This is a genomic window from Zoogloea oryzae (assembly GCF_030161255.1).
Lineage (GTDB): Bacteria > Pseudomonadota > Gammaproteobacteria > Burkholderiales > Rhodocyclaceae > Zoogloea > Zoogloea oryzae.
Window position 1 is genome coordinate 1 of sequence record NZ_BSPX01000231.1, and the last position, 921, is coordinate 921.

Annotated in this window: 1 protein-coding gene; it reads right to left on the minus strand. The window is 72.7% G+C overall.

Translation table 11 applies throughout. The features are described from left to right. A partial coding sequence (locus QQK25_RS23185; RefSeq protein WP_284190076.1) for a cobaltochelatase subunit CobN occupies nucleotides 1-921 on the minus strand: 921 nt, incomplete at both ends.

Here is a 921-nt window from a genome sequence, read left to right on the forward strand (position 1 = left end):
CAGCAGCAGCCCGCGCGGCAGCCGGCAGCGTCGCTCCCTGCGCCCGGGCCAGCGCCACGCCCAATGCCTCAGCATCGGCGCCGTCGATGCGCGGGCGCAGCCAGTCCCACATGGGGTGATTGGGCGCCGCGTGGCCGCTGCCGGGCAGGCCGTTTTTGGCCACCAGCCGGGCCAGCTCACCGCCCATCTGGCGGATGGTGGCGGCGTCGGCCTGCCAGAAGCCCTTCTCCGCGGCCACCATGAAGATCGCCAGCATGTGGGCCTTCACGTGGGCGTTGTGGCCCTGGGCCAGGAAGCGCGGCAGGCCGAGCTTCTGCTTGTCGTCGAACCAGGTCTCCTTGACCTCATCCCAGGCCCACTGCTTGATGAGGTCCGGCCGCGTCACCTGCCAGCCCCACAGGTTCTCGAGGAACTCCTGCCCCATCGTGCGGGCGCCGGCGTAGCCGTGCTTCATCAGGGGCTTGAGCCATTCCGGGTTCAGGTAGCGGCCGCGCAGCTCCGACAAGAGCGCGGTGGCGAGCGGCTCGACCGCCGGATGGGCCGGGTCGGCGTGCTGAAGGATCAGCCCTTCCGGGCGCCGGCCGGTGAGCGTCTCGACGCCCAGCGACAGGCCGCCCAGATAGTCGAAGGCGTCGTTGTTGTCGAGCAGGCCATACAGGTTGCTGGCGCGGCCGTGGTAGCTGCGGGCGACCCCGGCCAGCGCCGTCTCGAAGGCCGCGTGGGTGGCATCGCCCGCAGCGTCCAGCCCGTAGGCGTGGCCCATCCGGTTGAGGTAGACCCGGCCCAGCTCCTCCCGCTCGCGCCACGCGCCGGAGCGTTCGGCGAGCCGATTGACCCCGGCGCTGTAGGCCCCCGGCGCGTCACCGAAGATGCGCAGCGCCGCCGCCCGGCCCGCGTCGGCCAGCGTCAGCCCGCCCCGGG